General features: G+C 49.4%; 16 protein-coding genes and 1 tRNA gene. 12 read left to right on the forward strand and 5 right to left on the reverse strand.

All coding sequences use genetic code 11. The features are described from left to right. The first annotated feature begins 32 nt into the window (after positions 1–32). The 4 genes from B7982_RS01480 (at position 33) to B7982_RS01495 (ending at position 3,020) form a co-directional block, all read left to right on the forward strand. A complete protein-coding gene (locus B7982_RS01480; RefSeq protein WP_088659251.1) occupies positions 33–710 on the forward strand; it encodes a hypothetical protein in 678 nt (225 codons plus the stop codon). 6 nt (positions 711–716) lie between these two features. Beyond that, positions 717–2,411, forward strand: coding sequence for a M3 family oligoendopeptidase (locus tag B7982_RS01485; protein WP_088659252.1), 1,695 nt, complete (start codon positions 717–719; stop codon positions 2,409–2,411). Positions 2,412–2,597: 186 nt separating this feature from the next. After that, positions 2,598–2,682: transfer RNA gene (locus B7982_RS01490), tRNA-Ser, on the forward strand. A gap of 23 nt (positions 2,683–2,705) precedes the next feature. Further along, on the forward strand, positions 2,706–3,020 hold the full coding sequence (locus tag B7982_RS01495; RefSeq protein ID WP_088659253.1) for a hypothetical protein: 315 nt from the start codon (positions 2,706–2,708) through the stop codon (positions 3,018–3,020). Positions 3,021–3,254: 234 nt separating this feature from the next. Here B7982_RS01495 and B7982_RS01500 read toward each other — a convergent pair whose 3' ends face one another. Next, a complete protein-coding gene (locus B7982_RS01500; protein ID WP_233138307.1) occupies positions 3,255–4,379 on the reverse strand; it encodes an RICIN domain-containing protein in 1,125 nt (374 codons plus the stop codon). Positions 4,380–4,521: 142 nt separating this feature from the next. On the opposite strand from B7982_RS01500, the gene B7982_RS01505 reads away from it, so the two are divergent. The 4 genes from B7982_RS01505 (at position 4,522) to B7982_RS01520 (ending at position 7,545) form a co-directional block, all read left to right on the forward strand. After that, a complete protein-coding gene (locus B7982_RS01505) occupies positions 4,522–4,905 on the forward strand; it encodes a hypothetical protein (RefSeq protein ID WP_088659254.1) in 384 nt (127 codons plus the stop codon). A gap of 12 nt (positions 4,906–4,917) precedes the next feature. After that, positions 4,918–5,802, forward strand: coding sequence for an OmpA family protein (locus B7982_RS01510; RefSeq protein ID WP_233138308.1), 885 nt, complete (start codon positions 4,918–4,920; stop codon positions 5,800–5,802). A gap of 223 nt (positions 5,803–6,025) precedes the next feature. Next, a complete protein-coding gene (locus B7982_RS01515; RefSeq protein WP_072828454.1) occupies positions 6,026–7,027 on the forward strand; it encodes a class II fructose-bisphosphate aldolase in 1,002 nt (333 codons plus the stop codon). A 281-nt stretch (positions 7,028–7,308) separates the two neighbouring features. Further along, complete coding sequence (locus B7982_RS01520; protein ID WP_088659255.1) at positions 7,309–7,545, forward strand: zinc-ribbon domain-containing protein; 237 nt, start codon at positions 7,309–7,311, stop codon at positions 7,543–7,545. Here the strand turns inward: B7982_RS01520 and B7982_RS01525 are convergent. Beyond that, positions 7,523–11,512 carry a response regulator gene (locus B7982_RS01525; protein WP_088659256.1) on the reverse strand — a complete coding sequence of 1,330 codons (3,990 nt, stop codon included), beginning with the start codon at positions 11,510–11,512 and terminating at the stop codon, positions 7,523–7,525. The genes B7982_RS01520 and B7982_RS01525 overlap by 23 nt on opposite strands. Next, positions 11,509–12,594 (reverse strand): HD domain-containing phosphohydrolase, encoded by a 1,086-nt coding sequence (locus B7982_RS01530; RefSeq protein WP_233138309.1) that lies wholly within the window; start codon positions 12,592–12,594, stop codon positions 11,509–11,511. Before B7982_RS01530 ends, B7982_RS01525 begins: the two co-directional genes overlap by 4 nt. A 216-nt stretch (positions 12,595–12,810) precedes the next feature. Here B7982_RS01530 and B7982_RS01535 point away from each other — a divergent pair, with 216 nt between their 5' ends. Then, positions 12,811–14,604: a glycoside hydrolase family 43 protein gene (locus tag B7982_RS01535; protein WP_233138310.1), complete on the forward strand. Its 1,794-nt coding sequence runs from the start codon at positions 12,811–12,813 to the stop codon at positions 14,602–14,604. A 75-nt stretch (positions 14,605–14,679) separates the two neighbouring features. Here the strand turns inward: B7982_RS01535 and B7982_RS01540 are convergent, their stop codons facing one another. Together B7982_RS01540 and B7982_RS01545 are read right to left on the reverse strand one after the other, a co-directional pair. Then, positions 14,680–15,276 (reverse strand): hypothetical protein, encoded by a 597-nt coding sequence (locus tag B7982_RS01540; protein ID WP_088659258.1) that lies wholly within the window; start codon positions 15,274–15,276, stop codon positions 14,680–14,682. A 2-nt stretch (positions 15,277–15,278) separates the two neighbouring features. Further along, positions 15,279–15,875 (reverse strand): FISUMP domain-containing protein, encoded by a 597-nt coding sequence (locus B7982_RS01545; RefSeq protein WP_088659259.1) that lies wholly within the window; start codon positions 15,873–15,875, stop codon positions 15,279–15,281. A 176-nt stretch (positions 15,876–16,051) separates the two neighbouring features. On the opposite strand from B7982_RS01545, the gene B7982_RS01550 reads away from it, so the two are divergent. The 3 genes from B7982_RS01550 (at position 16,052) to nifJ (ending at position 21,141) form a co-directional block, all read left to right on the forward strand. Next, positions 16,052–16,747 (forward strand): peptidase-C39 like family protein, encoded by a 696-nt coding sequence (locus tag B7982_RS01550; protein ID WP_088659260.1) that lies wholly within the window; start codon positions 16,052–16,054, stop codon positions 16,745–16,747. After that, a complete protein-coding gene (locus tag B7982_RS01555; RefSeq protein WP_088659261.1) occupies positions 16,747–17,430 on the forward strand; it encodes an N-formylglutamate amidohydrolase in 684 nt (227 codons plus the stop codon). The genes B7982_RS01550 and B7982_RS01555 overlap by 1 nt, the downstream gene beginning before the upstream one ends. Positions 17,431–17,571: 141 nt before the next feature. Then, a complete protein-coding gene (gene nifJ, locus B7982_RS01560; protein ID WP_088659262.1) occupies positions 17,572–21,141 on the forward strand; it encodes a pyruvate:ferredoxin (flavodoxin) oxidoreductase in 3,570 nt (1,189 codons plus the stop codon). Positions 21,142–21,421: the final 280 nt, after the last annotated feature.

The raw sequence follows: 21,421 nt of genomic DNA on the forward strand, positions 1-21,421 counted from the left end.
ATTATAATAAAGAAAAAAACAAGGAGATAAATATGAAAACCAAATTCTCACGCTTCGCAATATCGCTCGCTGTTGCGGGTGCATTCGCACTTGTAGCAACGACATTCACCGGCTGCTCGATCATCAAGAAGCTTCAGGCTGCTAAAGTCCTCATCCAGACCAAAATGGAGTATAAGGACCTCACCTTTGATAACGTCGATGTTTATGACGACGTTATGGAACTCGTGAATAACGGAATGGATGGATTCTTGCCGAACCCGAAGGCCGTTATGCTGGTCAAGGACTTGTCCCAGAACATCATCAACAAGAGCCTCGGTAATGCAAACTTTGACGTTTACCTGAACGCCAATAACACAACTAAGGACACCTTGTGGATCAACAAGCTCCAGATCGAAATCAAGTTCGATACGCTTGTTACGGTTCCGCTCACGCTCAAGGACACCATCAGACTTGCTCCGGGCGACAACGACTTGCACTTCAACGCCGCATTCCCGCTTGATGCAAACGTCTTTAAGATTAACCAAATCACGTACTACGGCATTGCTGGCTTTATCGACGTATCCCTCACCGAAGGCGGAGAACCGGTTTCTCAGGACTTCGAAATCAAGAGAGACGTGAAGCCCGAAGATGTCGAAAAGCTCCAGAACCTCGTCCGCGACAGATTGTTCGATCTTCTCGTGAACAAGTGGCTCGGAAAAATTATTAAATAATAACACATGAAAAAACGCAACTTTGTTCCGGATAATTTAAATCCGGATGACGAAAAAGAAATCTCTAGACTATATCGCGCTCTTTTGCAGCGCGATATTCCTGTAAACGTCGAAAAGCTCCGTCAATGGATTCTAGACTGGAGCGAACTGGAATCGGTTCTAGGCGAAGTGAGCTGTAGGCGCTATGTCGCCATGACTTGCGATACCCGCGACGAAAAGGCCGCCAAGGCTTATTCGGATTTTGTCGAAAACATTCAGCCAATCATGATTGAATACGACGACAAGCTGAATAGAAAGCTGATGGCCCACCCGTCCAAGGACGCCCTCAAAGGCGAATTTGGCGAATGGCTCAAGGGCGTTCAAGTTTCTCTAGACTTGTTCTCCCCCGATAACATTCCGCTTGAAACCGAAGAAAACAAGGCAATTCAGGCCTACCAGAAAATCACCGGTGGCATGAGCGTCGAGTTCGACGGCGAAGTCAAGACCATGCAACAGCTCGCTGCCTACATGGAAAAGACCGACCGTGACCTCCGCGAACGCGCCTGGCGAGCCATGTGGGAACGCCGCCTCCAGGACAAAGATGCGTTAGATCAGTCTTACTATAAGTTGTTTGAAATTCGCAAGCAGATTGCCAAGAATGCAAACTGCAAGGATTTCATCGACTACATCTTCCTCGCGAAGCATCGTTTTGACTACACTCCTGCCGATTGCGAAGCTTTCCACGAAAGCATCGAGAAGCTGGTGCTCCCGTTGCAGAAGGAAATGTACAAGCGTCGCGCCAAGAAGATGGGACTTGAACGTTTGCGCCCGTGGGACTTGGATGTCGACCCGCTGAGCAGGCCGCCTCTCAAGCCGTACCAGAGTGGTGACGAACTCATTGAAAAAGTCGATTCCATTTTCGAAAGCATCCATTCGCAAGCCGGCAAGTGGGCTCGTGAAATGCAGGCGAAAAAGCTTATCGATCCGGATTCCAGACTGGGCAAGGCTCCGGGCGGATACCAGATCGGTTTTGACGAAAGCCGTCTCCCCTTCATTTTCATGAACTCCGCGAATACGGACCGCGACATTTACACGCTGTTGCACGAATCCGGCCATTCGTTCCATCAGTTTGCTCTCGCAAACCAGCCGATTTTTGCCTACCGCGATGTTCCTGCTGAATTTGCCGAAGTCGCAAGCATGAGCATGGAACTCATCGGCATGTCGAATCTGAAGCCGTTCTACGGCGACAATCACGAAGCGATAGTCCGCAGCACTGAAGGCGAACTCGCCGATGTGATTTGGCTGTTCCCGTGGGTCGCAAGCATCGACAGTTTCCAGCATCGTCTGTACAACTTCCCGACTCATACCGCCGAAGATCGCAGCGATATCTGGAGCGAAATTATGGACCGCTACGATGCCGGTGTGGATTACAGTGGACTTGAAGCCGTTCGCCGCAACTTGTGGCAAAAGCAACTTCATTTGTTCGAATGCCCGTTCTATTATATCGAATATGGCATCGCACAGATTGGCGCTTTGCAGGTCTGGGCAAACTTCAAGAAGGATCCGCAGAAGGCAATCGACGATTTGTTCAAGGCCGAAAGTCTGGGTAGCAGCCGTCCGATTCCAGAGCTCTTCGCAACAGCAAACATCAAGTTCGATTTCACGCCGAAAACGCTGGAACCCTTGATGCAAGTTGTATGGGATGAGCTGAGCAAGTTGTAGGGCGTAAACTCAGCTTCTTCGCCTACTGTCATGCCCGCCATAGTGCGGGCATCTCCTTTTTTAGCTCTTAATTACAATTTTTTTTGATAAATTTCAAAAAAAATGAAAAAAATGCGCCGTAAGACTTGACAAACGAAAAAATAAAAGTTATTATTGGCGCACCTCCTCAATGGAGGTCATCCTAACGGAGGGATGGCCGAGTGGTTGAAGGCGCACGCTTGGAAAGCGTGTTTACCTTACGGTAACGAGGGTTCGAATCCCTCTCCCTCTTCTAAAAATTTTTCGAGGTACCTAATGGCTGAATCTCAAAGAGTTTATCTTGATGATATCTATGCTAGTGAAGAATGTCAGGGTTCGGTTTTCCGTGCTGTTGTCATGATGGCTCACGAAGCCCGCTTCATTAACAATCAGGCCAAACAGGGTTACATTCAGCTCACTCAAAAGCCGACAACGATTGCTATGAACCGTTTCAAGGAACATAAGCTTACGATGATCGAAAAAGGCGTTAATGACGTGACTGAAGAAGCAGTAAAGGCTTCCGCCGCAGAAGTTGCTCCGACTGCCGAAGCTGTTGCTGAAGCAAGCGATGCAGCTGCAGATGCATTCTAATCTTCGAAAAATAAGAATTCAAAAAAGACCGCTTTCGAGCGGTCTTTTTTTTGCTTCATCGTCATACTGAGTGGCGAACAGCCGCGAAGTATCCAAAGCTGAACAATGTCATGCCCGGCACGGACCGGGCATCTCCCATTTATTAACGAGAAGGAGATTCCCGCTTTCGCGGGAATGACAAAAAAACGACTCCGGAGAGTAGGGATTTTTAGATTACAGGCATCACCCTTTCAATTAATTGCTTTTCAAAAGTTTCGACGTTACACCGCGACGAATCTTGCTAGCGGCACGCCCGAGAGCGTCAAACAATCGTTCTGGCATAGATTCTTCCAAATTCTTGTTTGGAATTCGGCGCTTTGAAATGGATACAGGCTTATCCGCAGTATCGGCTCGCTGTTCTTCAATCTTCCAGATGAAATCATCGGAGCGCGATGGCATGGGGTTCTGCACGACATTTTTACCGACCGCCTGCAAATAAAGCCCACTCTTGTAATTCTTGAGAAGGAAAGCATTTGGAGTGTTCACTCCGGCATCTTCGAGCTGGTATTTTTGGTGCGCACCGCCATTGTAGCCGTATGTCGAAGCGGTTACACCCGCAGCGGTAGACTCATTTGGGATATCGACCACTCGGTTGCCAAGCTGGAAACGGTAAGTAACGGGCTTGTCGCCCATCGAATAAATCTTCACAAATGTCGCCGTATCGGCGCAATCCATAAGTTCAAGCGTATTCGAGGATGTTATCCCCATGCATTTCTTCTCGGATAGGGACTTGATCCTCCCCTGCTTGAAGAACGCTTCCTTAAAGATGTCTTGGTACATGGCGTTCACGATTTTCACGTGATTGATCAAGTCCTGTTCGGAATGGACTTCGCTCTTGTAATTGATGCCATATGGCCAAAAATGCTGGCTATCGCCCTTGAGCACGGCATCTGGACCATCAATTTCCTTGATGAGCGCCTGGGCTTTTTCGCCTTGAAACACGCCGTCCTTAAACATGGCCTTGTATTCCGAAGTCGTGCCCATGCCCATGGTATGGGCCATTTCGTGCATGGCGGTGCCCACGTACATATAATTGCGGTCCTTGCCAAAGCGTAGGTCGCCATTGCTGCTTGCCTCAGCCGTCGGGACTCCCGTACTGTAGTAAACTTCGATATGCTTCGAAAGGTCGGAATACTTGTTGTATAGGAAAACCGCCGAATCCATCGCCGCCGTAATGAGCTCATAAGCGTCAAGTTCATCTTGGGTCGGATTGGCAGTTTTATTCAAATGGTATTCAACGTTGCCAGCAAAAGCGCTTGACAACGGAAGCAGGAAGGAGAAAATTCCTATAAAACTTGATTTTTTTAGAAAATGATTCATAAAAAACCTTCCTATACACAATTTTAATTTACACTATTCCATATATATAAGCAAGTAAAAAAGTTTTTTTGAGGATGCAAGAACTTTTTAATAAACCAAAATGTAATTTTACCGCGGAATATCAATCATAGGAGAAGCCCCAATGAAGGCTAAAATATTCGCATGTTGTTCTGCCATCGCTCTTGCTGCCCTGACAGGCTGTTCGGGAAGCCAGAGCGGAATCAACCGTTCCCTTGGACAAGCCGATGCAACGCGCTCGCTCGTCAACGAAAACAAGCTCGATGCAAGCATGACGTCGGATTCATACGCTAAGCTTGTTGCCGCCAAAGCCTTGAAAGAAGATGGTAAAATCGAAGAAGCCCAGGCTCTTGCAGAACAGAGCGAACTCGAAATGCGACTCGCCATAGCCAAGTCTGAAAATGAAAAGGTCAAGAACGAAGACAAGAAACTCGAAGAATCTCTCCGTGCTGATGAAGAACGCAAGGTCTTGTACCAGAGCATTCTCGAAAAGGAAACCAAGAAGTAAGGAGCCGCAAAGATGAAGACGATTAAGATTTTGACTCTCGGCGCGCTCGCCGTTTCCATGAGCTTTGCAGCAGAAGCATCCTCCGTCACCCCTGTTGACCAGTGCAGACTCGCTCTCGACAACGCCAAAACAAATTTGCCATCCAATGCTTACGCCGCAAAGCTTACGCTTGCCGAAGGCTATGGCACTCTCAATGCTCTTGAAACAATTTATGCTGACGACGACGATTCCAAGTTGATTCCGACATTCTTGGGAAACTGCAAAAAATACGCAGAAATCGCCAAACTCCAGAGCGAAACTCAGGCAATCCAGAACCACATTGCTGAAAACTGGGAAAAGCGAGCCGCCACAAACCGCACCATCGAAGCCATCCAGGAACAGATTGGCGAAGCCCGTAGCGGTAAGGTCTCTGACCTCGAAGCCGAAAAGCAGGCTATCAAGGCCCAGAAGGACAAGCTCGAAGCCAGCAAGAACGAAGCTATGGACAAGTTAAACGCCCTCCAGTCCCAGATGATTCAGGTGACGAAGGACGCTCGCGGTATCATCCTCTCGATGTCCGACATTTTGTTCGACGTGGGCCGTGCCACCTTGAAGACCGACCTCATGACAAGCCTTGCCAAGATTGCCGGTATCCTCTCCGTTTACCAGCAGTTTGACGTGTCCATCGAAGGTAACACCGACAATACCGGTTCCGAAGAATTCAACATGACGCTTTCTCAGCAGCGTGCTGAAAACGTGATGAAATTCCTCGTGGAACAGGGTATCGCAGAAACCCGCCTCACCGCTAAGGGCCTTGGCATGACTATGCCGATTGCGGACAACTCCACCAAGGAAGGTCGCCAGAAGAACCGTCGCGTGGACCTCGTTATCACGGACCGTACGCAGAAGGTGAAGTAGTTCAAGATTAAGAACTATTTTTGTTGTCATCCCCGCCTTGTGCGGGGATCTCCTTTTATATACGAGAAGGAGGAGCCCGATTAAATCGGGCATGACAAATGATCTAAAATTCATCAACTTTTTGATAGAAAAGCCTTTTAATCGAGCCTATTTTTTCTAGATTTAGGCATGTAACTTTTAAACCGGCGGCGCAAGTCGCCAATCAAAACAAGAGGTAAAACAAATGGCAGTTTCTTACAAGGAACTCGGCTTGGTTAACACCAAGGAAATGTTTGCTAAGGCAGTTAAGGGTGGCTATGCTATCCCGGCTTTCAACTTCAACACCATGGAACAGATGCAGGCTATCGTGCAGGCCGCCGTTGAAACCAAGTCTCCGGTGATCATGCAGGTCTCTAAGGGTGCTCGTAACTACGCTAACGGCACCATCCTCCGCTACATGGCTCAGGGTGCTGTTGAATACGCCAAGGAACTCGGCTGCGCAAATCCGCAGATCGTGCTCCACCTCGACCACGGTGACTCTTTCGAACTCTGCAAGGACTGCATCGACAACGGTTTCTCTTCCGTGATGATCGACGGTTCTGCTCTTCCGTACGAAGAAAACATCGCCCTCACCAAGAAGGTTGTTGAATACGCTCACGCTCACGACGTGACCGTCGAAGCTGAACTCGGCGTGCTCGCCGGTGTGGAAGACGAAGTCCAGGCTGAAGAATCCCACTACACCAAGCCGGAAGAAGTGATCGACTTCGCTACCCGTACGGGCTGCGACTCCCTCGCTATCTCCATCGGTACCAGCCACGGTGCATACAAGTTCAAGCCGGAACAGTGCACTCGCGACCCGAAGACTGGCAAGCTCGTTCCGCCTCCCCTGGCATTCGACGTGCTCCACGCCATCGAAAAGAAGCTCCCGGGCTTCCCGATCGTTCTCCACGGTTCTTCTTCTGTGCCGCAGGACGAAGTTGACACGATCAACGCTCATGGTGGTAAGCTCCCGGATGCAGTCGGTATTCCGGAAGAACAGCTCCGCGAAGCTTCTCGCTCTGCTGTCTGCAAGATCAACATCGACTCTGACAGCCGTCTCGCTATGACTGCCGCTATCCGTAAGTATTTCGACGAACATCCGGAACACTTCGACCCGCGCCAGTACCTCAAGCCGGCTCGTGAAAACATGAAGAAGATGTACATGCACAAGATCGTGGATGTGCTCGGCTCCAACGACAAGCTCTAATGAGACCGCTCGGCTCTATCGCAGATTAAAAATGTGATATCGCCTCGCTCTCGCAACCGCCCTCGGTTAATACCGAGGGCTTTGTTGCTCACAGGAGACCGTTCGCGCCTAGAATCCATAGAAATATGTGATAGCGTACACTCTCGCAAAAAGCTTTAAATTGTTCCAAGGCGAGTGCAGCGCTCAAGCTTGCTTGAGCATTGCCGAGCCACAGAACAAAGCAACGAAGTTGCAAAACCGCTGGGCAATCGCCTAGCGGTTTTATTTTATATATTAAAACTATGATTTGTCCTCATTGCGGCGCCGAATTGAAACAAGGCGCGACCTTCTGCCCCCACTGCGGGAGCGACAAGAATACCGGCTGGAAAGAAGGCGCTGAATACAGCGACCTCGACCTCCCCGACTACGATGAAATTGTCGAAAATGAATTCGGCGAAAAGAAGAAAAAGTCCAGCCCGCTCACGATTATCGCGGTAGTGATTGTCGCGCTTGCGTTTATGGCTGCGATGGTTCTTTAATCGTCTCTTCTAGACTCTTGAGGCTCGTTTCCGCTTCCGTGAAGTCGTAATCATCAATCTGGTTACGCAGTTTCTGCAAAAGCGTTTCCTGTTCCTGCGAGAACATGATTTCGTCAAGCGTATCGAGAATGCGCTTGCAGGCTGTAAGCGAGCAAGATTCCACAGCGGGCTTGAGTTCTTCAATCGCTTGAGTAAGCTTGCTTATCGCTTCAGGGTCCACGTGCTTGATGACAACGGCTGCATTCGACTGCTCGGATGCGATATTCTGTAACACTATCTTCAGGTCATCAATTAAATCTTCAAGAGCATCTATAAACGCATTGTATTCGCTGTAATTATGTTCTTTCTTGAGGAGCGAATTTTCAAGCATCACGCCTAGGGCCTGCACGTGATACGAACCAATGGTCCCGCAAAGTCCTTTAATCGTGTGTACAATTCGAGAGGATTCTTCGAAGTCTGCAGATTCAAATGCTTTCTTGAGCTTTAGCGTTTCTCCGCTATGATCACGGACAAATCCCTGGATAATCTTGAAGTAAAGATTCTTGTTTTCATTTGCATGATATAGCCCGGCAGCGGCATCGAAATTGCGCACCTTCTGGAACAAGGCGACAACACTATCATCCGCACTTACAGGTGCTGATTCCGTTTCACCAGCGCTTGATGCCATCGGCATTTTATCGGCAACTTGCAAATACTTGGCCAATTCAGCATAAAGCATCATCGGATCAATCGGCTTTGCGATGTACGAGTTCATGCCCGCCTTGAGGCAATCATCCTTGTCTTTTTGGAAGGCCTTTGCACTCATGGCAATAATCGGTACATTTCTAAAATACTCATCGGAGCGGTTGCGGATTGCACGCGTTGCATCCAGACCATTCATCACAGGCATCTGGATATCCATCAGCACTAGGTCAAATGCATTTTTCTTGAGCAGGTCAAGAGCAATCTTACCATCGGCGGCAACCATTGTCGTAAGGCCCACGCTATTCAATAGCGATACGGCGAGTTCCTGGTTCATCTCGTTGTCTTCGACAAGCAGGATCTTTGCTTCCTTGAAGTAAATCTTGTTCTTTTCGGTTTTGATAGCCTTCTGATACGTGAGTTTCTCGTTAAACGCTTCTTGCATCGCGCTAAGCAAAGAGCTTATCTGCAACGGCTTTGCCACACAGCTATCATAGCCAATTTCTTCGGCGAGGTGATAATTGCGTTCATCAAAGTGAATGGGGTGCATCAAGACTTTCGGGATTTTCTTCATGTTGACCGGGAGCCCCTGCACAAAGTCAAAACCGGTCATCAGCGGCATCTGGTAATCGACAATAAAGAGATCGTACGGCGTCTCCCCCGCTTCTTCGTGCGCCTGAATCAGGTCCAAAGCCTCATCGACTGATGCAGCCTCTTCTACAACGCAGCGCAGTTTTGTCAAATAATGCCTTAGCACATCGCGAAGTTTTTCGCAGTCATCCAAAAGCAAAACATTCTTATTTCTGAACGTCGAGACAGATTTCCATTTCGGCACGGTCGTCTGTGGCGCCATCGCAAGCGTAATCGTAAAGAAGAACCTAGAGCCCTTCCCGTATTCACTTTCGACCTGAAGCTCTCCACCCATAAGTTCCACAAGCGACTTAGAAATCACAAGTCCAAGCCCCGTGCCACCATACTTGCGCGTAATGGAACCGTCTGCCTGTGTGAACGCATTGAACAGGTGCTGCAGCTGTTCGCCCGTCATTCCAATACCGGTATCAATGACGCTGAACGAAAGCTTTACGTTATTTCCTATAACTTGTTCTTGCTTTATCTGGAGCGTTATGCTGCCGCTTTCTGTGAATTTGGTCGCATTGTTGATGAGGTTCGTAAAGATTTGCGAGAGGCGTAACGGGTCGCCCATCAGGACTTCTGGAATTTCCGGGTCGACATCGACAATGAGTTCAATCGGCCTACCAGCAATACGAACTTCGGCTAAAGCGGCCACCTCTCCAATGATATCTTGCAGTACAAGTTGCGTGATTTCCAAATCCTGCTTGTTGGCTTCAATCTTCGAGAAATCAAGAATGTTATTGATGATGCCCAAAAGCGATGTAGCCGCATGGCTAATGCGTTCGATAAAGCCTTGCTGGCGTTCGTCAAGTTGCGTTTCTTGCAGCAAGTGCGCCATACCGATAATAGCGTTCATCGGCGTGCGGATTTCGTGACTCATGTTTGCAAGGAATTCGCTCTTTGCCTGTGTAGCGTGTTCTGCAATTTCACGGGCGGCAACAACTTCAGAAATATCAATCATCGAGAGCATATAGCCGACGACCGATTCCTGGACTTTGAGTGTACAAGCTTCGCCACGGAACCACGTGTCGGTATGCGTATTAAGCGTCTGGAGCATGAACGTATCTTTCCACACGCCTTGCTCGTCAAAAGTTTTCTTGAGCGCTTCGACAACGTCTTCGGGCATTCCGCATTTGGGCAGGTTATCCAAAGACTGTCCAATGACATCTTTCCAGTCGGCGACAAGGTAATCCGCAAGCAGCTTGGACATGTACATGACTTTACGGTTCTTGTCAAAAATCACAAGGATGGAATTCCCTGCCGAGAGCATAATTGTATCGAGAATCGTATCTTTCTGGATGCCGCTCGTTTCATCGGAAATCAGGAACAGATAGCGGATCGAGCCATCGTCTTCGACAAGGAACTGGAAAATAACCTTCCACCAAGCGTCTTCACCAGTACAGCTACGAACAGGGATGATAATCTGGCGTTCGCTGGCGTGCATTTCGCCGCCTTTCGACACCTTATAGACAAATTTTTTAAACTGCTCCGAACGGAAGAACTTCCAGAGAATCTCACCGCGGATGTCATTACCTTTGTTGAAAAATTCTGCAATGTAGGCGCTCGCATGGAGGATGTCAAACGTATCGTTCGTGAGGACAATTCTAAAGTTGTCGCTTCCCAAAAGCGTTTCGAACATCGTACTCGAGCTGACGCTTTCATTCAGGTCTTTCTGGATGAAGAACTTGAAAAGGAATCGGACAATCAACCAGGTCAGGAATATCAGCGCCAAGACGATAAGCGCAACGACAAAGATGATGGCGTTCAGATTTTCTTGGACTTTGGCAACGACTTTGTTCTTCTGGACGACATGGACTACATAGAACGGCACGTCCTTTAACGGCATGACCATGAAAATCAATTTGCGATTTTCGACATCGGTCTTTTCGAATCGTGTCACGTTTTCGTGATCAAGATTTTCGAAGTTGATGTCGTCCTGCACCAAGTGCAAAAGTCCTGCAACCGTATCTACAACAATTTTATGGAGGCTCGTTTCATACGGGAAATACGTGAAAAGGCTATCGTTCTCGGAACCGACAAGCATCGTAATGCCGCCTTCGGTTTTTGCAAACTCGCCCATTAGCTGGCGAACTTTCTGCAAGTCGATATCTGTAGCAACGGCCCCTATGAACGAGTGATTTTTGTCCCACAGCGGATACGAATACGTAAGGACACGCTTTTTTGCCATCTCGTTGATTTCCGGACCTGTAATGGCAAGCCCCTTGTGTCGGGACGCTTCCAAATACCAAGTCCTGATGCGGAATTCCTTCTTGCCTTCGTCCAGCTTGAAATCCCTAGCCGAGATATACTTGCCGTTTCGGTTGCCATAATAGGCATCGACGATAAACGGCGAAGACTGCAAATGCTTCTTGAGCGTTTTCTTGATGTCGGATTCTTTTGTATGCTGGAGAATTTGAGGAAGAGGCTTAAACTGTTTTTCAAATTTGGAGAAAAAGAGCTCAAGGTCTTGAATCGTCTTGTCCTGAAATTTGGATTCGGACGAACTGTATGAAGACGTAATTAAAGTAGATTTTAAAAAATTGGAAAATACGACCACCAACACGATGGTGAAGACAAGCATCGGAATCGTATAAACGAGCGAAATGCGCCAACCGAGGTGGCGCTTTTTTTCATTTATTGGACTTGGTGTCAATCCCTACATTCCTCAGAAGAAGAAGTGTCCTTGAACCGTTCGTAAATTTCGGGAAGTTGGTCGGCTATGGCGAGGAACGCATCGACAACATCGGGGTCAAACTGCGTGCCGCGGCCCTTGATGATTTCGCTTACGGCAACCTGATGCGGATACGGTTCCTTGTACGGGCGTTTCGAGACAAGAGCGTCATAAACGTCGGCAACGGCCATGATACGTGCGCCGATTGGAATATCGTCGTGTTTCTTGTGGTTGGGGTATCCTTCCCCGTTCCAGTGCTCGTGGTGGCCAAGTGCCATCTCGGCTGCAATACGCACCATCGGGCTATCGTGCAGTTCCTTGGTCGCCTCTTGCAAGACATCGTAGCCCATTTGCGGGTGCTGCATCATAATCTTGCGTTCGTCTTGTGTGAGCGATCCTGGCTTTCGCAATATGCGGTCATGGATGCCGACTTTACCAATGTCATGGAGTGGCGCGGCTGTAGCGAGATTTTCGATATATTCCGGTGAAATCGTATCGGTATACTTCGGATTCTTACGGAGTTCCTCGGCAATGCGCTGGACAATAATCTGGGTGCGCTTGATATGTTCGCCCGTCTCCGGGTCGCGGTATTCTGCAAGCGAACCGAGGCTCATTAGCATGACCTTTAAGGTCTTTCGTAAATCCGCAGTCTTTTCATCGACAAGTTCGTGCAAATGGTCGCGCTGTTGCTTGAGCTGGAGCTGGTTCTTGATACGGAGCGTCACAAGTGCCGGGTTGAAAGGCTTTGTGATGTAATCGACTGCACCCAAATCAAGCCCAATCTGTTCGCTCTTGCTATCGGCCTTGGCGGTCAAGAAAATCACCGGAATACCCTGAAGGATATTCTTCTCGCGCATGATTCTCAATGTTTCGTAGCCGTCCATTTCAGGCATCATCACATCGAGCAAAATCAAGTCTGGGCGAATCTTTTCGGTGAGCTCAATAGCTTTTTTCCCGTTAAGTGCAACACAAACGTCATAGTCATTCGACAGAATACCTTCCAACACGTCAATATTCGTCTTGGTATCATCAACAACTAAAATTTTTAAACGCGACCGTTCCATATTCATACAATTATAATATACGTTTAAAATACCAAATATTACAACTCATTTTATTACACCATAGAACATAAAATAGACTTATTTTCGCTGTGGATTATTTTTCAAGAGTTCCAATACCCGGTTTTGTGACTTTTATCACGGGTGAAAGTATATTTAAAATGGTCATTAGTCAATAGTTTTTAGTCAATGGTCGTTATTCCTTGCTAAGGAGACTTTATGAAGAAATTTGTTTCGCTAGTAGCCCTGTTAGCTCTAGGAGCACAAGCGCAGGAGATTGTCGAAGTAACCCCATTCTATGCCGCATACGACAGCATTAAGCTAGGCAACCAAATAAACGACCTTTACGAAGACCTCAAGCTCCCTTCCTATGTAACAACGGACAAAAAATATCCGATTACCTGGACCAGTAGCGATACCCTTTTTTTAGGGCACGACGGGCATATCAATGGACGTTTTGTCGGAGAAAATAAGGTAGTGGACCTTACAGCAAGTATTACGGATGATTTGCATAACCGGACAGAGAAAAAACTGTTCAAAGTTTCCATCCACGGCTTTGAACCTTACTCCAACTACCTCTTTGCGTATTTCCCGGCAAACGACAACGAAAATATCTATTACGCCTTGAGCAATGACGGCTACAACTTTACACCCATGAATAACGGGAAACGCGTCGTGGCTGCCGATACGGTGAGTTACAAGAAAGGCCTCCGTGACCCGCATGTGCTGCGTGCACCTGATGGTTGGTTCTACATGGTGAATACCGACATGAAGAGTGCCGAAGGCTGGGCTAGCAACCGCGGTATGGTGCTGATGAAGTCCCGAGACCTTATCAACTGGAAGCACAGCACAGTACATTTCCCGGACAAGTACAAAGGCAAGAACTTTGCAAACGTCACGCGCGTGTGGGCGCCCGAAACCATCTGGGACGCAAATTATGTGAACAAGGACGGGAGCAAGGGCAGGCCACTTGTTTATTACTCGCTGTTGACCAATGACGGGACCATTCCTTACGACAAGGTGTTTTTCAATTACGCCAACGAAGACTTTACTGACCTTGAAGGCGACCCGATTCATTTCTTTGACCGTGGCAAATCGACCATTGACATGGATATTGTCTACAATCCTGTAGATAAGCTTTATCACGCGTTTTACAAAAACGAAGGGGACGGCGGCATCTGCAAGGTGCAGGCGCAGACATTAACCTCGGAAAACGGCACTAAAGCCCCGACCTGGTACAAGCGCAGTGGAGCATTGCAACAGACGACCGAAGCTGTCGAAGGTGCTGGCGTGTTCAAGCTCATCAACCAGAATTCCTGGGTGCTCATGTACGATTGCTATATGAATGGGCATTACCAGTTCACGAGCAGTACCGACCTCGAGAATTTCAAGTTCGTGCAAGATACAAAGACGAGCGGCGCGTTCACGCCACGCCACGGCACAATTCTCCCGATTACCGCTCAAGAAACGGCTGCACTCATGAAGGTCTTCCCCACGCCGGATTTCGAGCCAAAAGTGATTGAAATTCCAGATTCGATTGGCGTCTGCGATGGCAAAAAAGTTGTGGGTCCCTGCAGCCCGACAAAGATTATCCCGTACGTGAAAGTTGGCGATGAAGGTTGGAAAGAATCGACTGATTTGAAAGTCGCTAAAGGCGCTACAGTGCAACTTGGCCCGCACCCGTGGGATGGCAAAATTTGGAGCTGGGAAGGTCCGGACGGATTCAAGTCCACAACTCGTGAAAACACTCTTAAGAATTTGGATGGCACCAAGAGCGGCTACTACTCTGTGACGTACACAAACGAAACAGGCTGCAAGAGTGTTGCTAAAATCAAAATTGTCGTAGACGATCCAGACCATCCGTACGAAGAACAGCCTCCGGTAAGCATTGGTAATCGCGGAATGCGCGAAAGCCGCAAGGATTTACGTTTGAACCGCAACCCCGTTTATTTCGATTTGCTCGGCAACAGACTTTCTGGCAAGCCGCGTAACGGAATGTTCGTAGTAAAATAGTCGTTAGTCACTGGTTATTAGTCATTAGTTAAAGAATCACGGCAGAGTCGCCTAACAGAAACCAATGACCATTGACTAAATGCTATTGACCAATCTATTAAGCTTTATAAACGCATTCACGGGGTCTGCGTAATTCCAGACGCCACCAAGCGAAGCGACTCCGGCAGGCGATAACTTCTTAAAATCGTCAATCGTATCCGTATCGACGCCTCCCCATAAAATGAGGGAGGCTTTTGCGTTTATGCTTAAAGAAGTTCCAAGCGTTTCAGCAGGTTCAATCGCCGAAAGCGGTTGCATCATCGGGCCAACGAGAGCGCCCGTCACCCATTCCGGGAGCTTTTCGGCTTCTTCCGCATTTTTGCAAAGGGCTACACAGTTGATGCGTTTCCAGCTTTCAGGGACCTCGCCCATGAAACTTTGTGCATCGCAGACGCAACCGCGAACATCAAGCTCTTCGGCCATGTCTGGCGTTCCACGCACCCAAATGCGGTCGCGCAATTCCATCGGGAGACCTAGCAGCCAACGATCGTAATCGTTGAATGTCGCACGAGCATTCCCTCCTCGCCCACGCTTGTCGAGAATCAAACGGGTTAAACCACGGCGAAACATTTCTTCGATATCGTCATGTTCTGCAGCAAAATCATCAGGACAAGTAAAAAGCCAAAGTCGCATTTTTATTTCCTCACACATCTGACGGAGAGGGCAAATTCTTCGTAGGTTTCATCGTACGATACGCTGGAACGGCCTTTTTCGAGCATCACGGTGCGGGCATAATTTGCACGGACCTCATCGGTTGTCCAAAAGTAGGCGTATTCGTCAAAATAATTATAGTATTCCAAGAAATGGTAACCGCCACCGATTTCTGAAACAAAGTCCAATGACATCAATGAATCTGCGGCAAAATCAAAACCGCCTACAGTTTCAATCAAGTTGTCAAAATCTGCTTTTGATGGGATTTTCCAACCTTGCGGGCAAGCAACCATCGCTACATTCCAGGCGTAAAGTCTCCCCTGCTTCTCACAATATTCTGCGCTGTCGTTATAGCAAGACGTTCTTTTGTAAAGCGAGTCCGAAGCATCAAAATAATTCAAGTTTTGAGCCATCCAGACTAGGCCACCAATTTCAATGGTCTTGTAGCTTTGTAAGTCGCGAGCGTCAACGAAAATGCCTGTGCGGGAATCCTCGTCCGCAGAGCCCACCGAAGAATCCGAACACGCCCAAAACGCGATTGCAAAAAAGACAGAAACGAAAGCCCCTAAAAAATCTCTCATATTATCAAATATAATAAACGATTTTTTCGCACTACAAGATGGCGATTCCGGCTCGTCCCCGTCAAGCGAGGACAGGTAGGCCGGAATGACATGTCAAACCAAGATAATATTTCTATATTTGCGTGCGGATTGACGATTTGATGATCAAACCGCCACGGTTAATAACGAGGCACTCGATGGATTTGAAAATACTCCCTCAGCCAGACGATGTTACGTGCGGACCGACTAGCCTACACGCTGTTTACTCTTATCTTGGCTATAACATTCCCCTTAAAAAGCTCATTTCCGAAATTGAATTTTTGGAAGAAGGCGGCACGCTAGGTGTTTTCCTTGGTATTGACGCCCTCAAGCGCGGATTCAAGGCTACCATTTATTCTTACAATTTAAAGATTTTTGACCCGACGTGGAGCAAGCTCAAGATGCCCGAGCTCCGCGAAAAACTGGTCGCTTTGCATAAAACAAAACACGCCCCCAAACTCAAAAAGGCAATTGACGCCTATATCCGATTCATTGACCTTGGCGGAACCGTCGCTACGGCAGACCTTCGCGCAAGCATGTTCGAAAGTTATTTCAAGCGCAATATTCCGGTGCTTTGCGGCCTCAGCGCCACCTATCTTTATCGTTCCCCTCGCGAATACACAAACGAAAAAGACCAGTCCGTCTTTGATGATATCCACGGCGAGCCGATGGGGCATTTCGTAGTGCTTTACGGACTCGACGAAAAGAAGCAGTTCATGGTTGCAGATCCGGATTGTACAAACCCGATGGCAAACGGCCCTTATTACAAAGTAGACAAGTTCCGTCTAATCCACAGCATTTTGCTGGGTGTCATGACGTACGACGGAAATATTCTTGTTGTGGAGAAAAAGTAATGAAAGCTCCGGCACTGATGATTACCTGCGAACATGCGAGCAACGCTGTGCCGGCTTTCGTCCTGCGCGCATTCCGCGATTCCAAAATTCCCGATGACGTTCTCGCCTCCCATCGAGCTTACGACATTGGTGCATATAAAGTATTTTCAAATCTTGTAAAACGATTAAAGCCCGACTTCCATTGCTCTAGTCGGTTCTCGAGACTCGTGGTCGACATGAACCGCAGTGCGACCAACAAGACGTTCTTTTCGGAATTTACTGTTGGATTACCAAATACCGTAAAATCGCACATGATGAGTCTTTGGGAAAAGTATCGTGAGAAGATTGAAAACTTTGTTGCAGGCATAATTCCGCCAAACGCCCGCAAAAACGAGAAAAATGCACCGAAGGAAGCTCCGCTCAAGGTCATCCACCTCGGAATCCACAGCTTTACGCCTATATTAAATGGTGTCGAGCGCGACGCCGATGTCGGGATTCTTTATGACCCGAGCCGCCCTGCCGAAGTGAAAATTGCGCAAACGCTCATCCAGAACATCCACGAACGCGCCCCGAGGCTTAAAATCCGCAAGAATTACCCGTATTTGGGCAAGTCCGATGGCCTTACGACCACGCTTCGCCAAAAGTTCGGCCCAAGTTACGCGGGACTTGAAATCGAGATTAACCAAAAGCTACTTGATTTTTAAACTTTTTTCAAAAATTGGTTGTCCGTTTTGGATAATCTTATTTAATTTTAAGCTTGGATTTTTGCCCTTCTTGCGTGTATCGCACGCCGAAGGTGTATATGATCAGAATTTTTACGAAAAAACCTAAAAACGGAGATATCCATGGCAAAAAAGATGATTGCGTGTGACGGTAACGAAGCCACCGCTAGCGTTGCATTTGCGGTTAGCGAAGTCGCTGCAATTTACCCGATTACACCGTCTAGTCCTATGGCTGAGCACGCCGACAACTGGAGTGCTGCAGGCAAGAAGAATATTTGGGGACAGGTTCCCCGCGTGTTTGAAATGCAGTCCGAAGGTGGCGCTGCCGGTACCGTTCACGGTGCTTTGCAGGCCGGTGCTTTGACCACGACCTTCACCGCATCTCAGGGTCTTCTCTTGATGATCCCGAACATGTACAAGATTGCGGGCGAACTGACCCCCACGGTCTTCCACGTCACTGCACGTGCTCTTGCTATGCAGGGCCTTTCCATTTTCGGTGACCACTCCGACGTTATGGCTTGCCGCCAGACGGGTTTTGCAATGCTCGCCTCCAGCTGCGTACAGGAATGCCAGGACCTCGCTCTCGTGGCCCACGCTTCTACACTCGAAAGCCGCGTTCCGTTTATGCACTTCTTTGACGGCTTCCGCACTTCTCACGAAGTGATGAAGATTGAAGCTCTCGAAGACGGCGTTATCCGTAATGTCATCGACGAAAAGTATGTGAAGGCATGCCGTGAGCGCTGCCTCACACCGGACCGTCCGACCATGCGCGGTACCGCCCAGAACCCGGACGTTTACTTCCAGGGCCGCGAAACGGTGAACCCGTTCTACGCCAAGGTTCCGGAAATTGTCCAAAAGTACATGGACAAGGTTGCAAGCTACACTGGCCGTCAGTACCACATCGTGGACTACGTCGGTGCACCCGACGCCGAACGCGTGATCATTTCCATGGGTTCTTCGACCTGCACCATCGGTGACACCGTCAAGTACCTCAACGGGAAGGGCGAAAAGGTCGGTCTCGTCAACATCCGCCTTTACCGTCCGTTCCCGATGGAAGCTGTCGTTGCCGCTCTCCCGAAGACTGTCAAGAAGATTGCCGTCCTCGACCGCTGCAAGGAACCGGGTTCCGCAGGCGAACCGCTCTTCCAGGATGCCCTGACCGCTATTTCCGAAGCCGTGATGGCAGGCAAGATGGCTATGCCGAAGATGATCGGCGGCCGCTACGGTCTTTCCTCCAAGGAATTCACGCCGGCCATGGTCAAGGCCATCTACGACGAACTCGCCAAGGCCGACCCGAAGGCACGCTTCACCGTCGGTATCAACGATGACGTGTGCCACACGAGCCTCACCATCGACCCGAACTTCAAGCTCGAAAGCGACTTCTTCCAGGCTATGTTCTTCGGTCTCGGCTCTGACGGTACTGTCGGTGCAAACAAGAACTCCATCAAGATTATCGGTAACGAAACCGACAACTACGCTCAGGGCTACTTCGTTTACGACTCCAAGAAGTCTGGCTCCATGACCACCTCTCACCTCCGCTTTGGTAAGAGCATCATCGACGCCCCGTACCTCATTGGCGAAAACGAAGCTGACTTTGTCGCATGCCACCATACTCCGCACCTCGAATCTGTCGACATGCTCAAGTATGCCAAGGACGGCGCAACGTTCCTCGTGAACACCCCGCACTCCGCTGACACCGTTTGGGATACCTTCCCGCGTCCGGTTCAGGAAGCCATTATCAAGAAGCACCTCAAGGTGTTCGTCATCGACGCTTATGCTGTTGCTGCAAAGACCGGCATGGGCCGTCGCATCAACACTGTGATGCAGACCTGCTTCTTCTCTAAGCTCGGTAACGTTCTCGATGCAGAAACCGCTATCAAGTACATCAAGAAGTACGCCGAAAAGACCTACGCCAAGAAGGGTATGGAAGTCGTCCAGAAGAACTGGGACGCTATCGATGCTTCTCTTGCTAACCTCTTCGAAGTCAAGGTTCCGTCCGCTGTCACCAGCACGAAGGAATTCCGCGCTCCGATCCACGGCAACGCTCCGAAGTTCGTGAACGAAGTCACCGCAGAAATCATCAAGGGCAACGGCGAACAGCTCCCGGTCTCCAAGATGCCTTGCGACGGTGTGTTCCCGACCGGTACCACCAAGTACGAAAAGCGCGACCTCGCCCTCAACATCCCGTCCTGGAATCCGGACGCTTGCGTGCAGTGCGGCAAGTGCGCCATGGTCTGCCCGCATGCAGCCATCCGTATGAAGGTTGTGGACGAATCCGCCGTGAAGAACGCTCCGGAAGGCTTCAAGTACACCCCGGCCAAGGGCTTCAAGCTCGAAGGTTCCGAAAAGCCGGTATTTGCAATTTCCGTGTCCAGCTACGACTGTACGGGTTGCGGCGTTTGTACGCAGGCCTGTATCGGTAAGGACAAGACCGACGCTACCAAGAAGGCCATCAACATGGTGCCGCAGGAACCCATCAAGGTTCAGCAAGGCAAGTGCTGGGACTTCTTCGTCGACCTCCCGGAATTCGACCGTACCAAGGTCAACAAGAATCTCGTCAAGCAGGCAATGCTCCTCGAACCGTTGTTCGAATTCTCCGGCTCCTGCGCAGGCTGCGGCGAAACCGCTTACGTGCGTCTCGTTTCTCAGCTCTTCGGTGACCGCATGGTTGTCGCTAACGCTACGGGTTGCTCCTCCATTTACGGTGGTAACCTGCCGACCACACCGTGGGCAAAGAACAAGGAAGGCCGCGGTCCGGCTTGGGCAAACAGCTTGTTCGAAGACAACGCTGAATTCGGTCTCGGTATGCGCCTCGCTATCACGAAGCATGCCAAGCAGGCTTTGAGCCTCCTCGAAGCCGTGAACGTTCCTGCCGAACTCAAGGAAAAGCTCACGACCCAGAAGCAGGACGACGAAGCCGGCATCAAGGCCCAGCGTGAAAACGTTGCCGCCCTTAAGGCCGCTCTCGCCGGTGCAACCGACGAAGCTTCTGTCAGCCTCCGCGACGAATTCGCCGACTACCTCGTGAAGAAGTCCGTGTGGATCTTCGGTGGTGACGGTTGGGCATACGACATCGGTTACGGTGGTCTCGACCACGTGATGGCAACTGGTGAAAACGTGAACATCTGCGTCCTCGATACCGAAGTGTACTCCAACACCGGTGGACAGGCTTCCAAGGCCACGAACCGTGGCGCAGTCGCCCTCTTCGCCGCCGCTGGTAAGCGCGCTGGCAAGAAGGACCTCGGCCTTATCGCCATGAGCTACAAGAATGTGTACGTGGGCCGTATCGCCCTCGGTGCAAACGACGCTCAGGCCCTGAAGGTTCTTCAGGAAGCAGAAGCTCACAATGGTCCGTCGCTGATCATCTGCTACTGCCCCTGCATCAACCACGGTTTCGATCTCAACAGCCAGCTTCAGCACCAGAAGATGGCCGTGGATTCCGGTTACTGGACGCTCCTCCGTTACAACCCGGCCCTCGCTGCAGAAGGAAAGGCTCCGCTTATCCTCGACTCCAAGAAGCCGACAATCCCGGTTGCGGAATACATCTACACCGAAAACCGCTTCAAGGCCCTCACCCGCACCAATCCGGAAGTCGCCAAGGTACTCGCCGACGATCTCCAGAAGGAAGTGGACGCCCGCTACGCATTCTACGATGCAATGAGCAAGGATACGGAAGGGCTGATTAGCCTCTAATCGGAACATGTCATGCCCGACTTGATCGGGCATCTCCCTTTACAAAAACACCCCGTCACGATGAGTGGCGGGGTGTTTTGTTTTAAAAGCGGGCGTCCACCGCCAAGCGAAGGAGGCTACTATTAAGTAGCCTTCGTAGCGCGGAGCATTCAACGTCACAAGTTCTTGTATGCGATAGTTGAATGCGGAGTCTCATACGCGACAAGAGAAATCTTGCCGCTCGTTTTTTATTTCATCATGAAACACGTTACAAGGCCTTATCGTATCATAGCCGTATCAT

It is taken from the genome of Fibrobacter sp. UWB2 (genome assembly GCF_002210425.1).
GTDB classification, from domain to species: domain Bacteria; phylum Fibrobacterota; class Fibrobacteria; order Fibrobacterales; family Fibrobacteraceae; genus Fibrobacter; species Fibrobacter elongatus.